Genomic DNA, 259 nt, shown 5'->3' on the forward strand with positions numbered 1-259 from the left:
CTCTGCACAATAAGTTAACTTATTGTAATCAAGGGCCATTTCTACAGCATGACGGAAAATATGCTTGTCATACTGTTTTCTCCTTCGACCATACTTGCAGGCCTGCGTCCATAGTGGATCTGGCTTCCCATAACCATTCTCAACCAATTCTGATGTATCTGTAACGTACCTGCTAGAAAAAGCAGCTGGTAAACACGTATTATCATTTTCTAGTTCTAATTCATGGGTATAATGTTTCTCCTTCATGTGGTTATAATTT

The 259-nt window shown here is 38.6% G+C and carries 1 protein-coding gene; it reads right to left on the reverse strand.

What is annotated here, in order from left to right; all coding sequences use genetic code 11:
* The coding region (locus SM754_RS20325; protein ID WP_323677958.1) for a hypothetical protein at positions 1-246 on the reverse strand (246 nt) is incomplete at its 3' end.
* Positions 247-259 lie beyond the last annotated feature (13 nt).

The sequence above is a fragment of the Halorubellus amylolyticus genome (assembly GCF_034808145.1).
Classification (GTDB): Archaea; Halobacteriota; Halobacteria; order Halobacteriales; family Natrialbaceae; genus Halorubellus.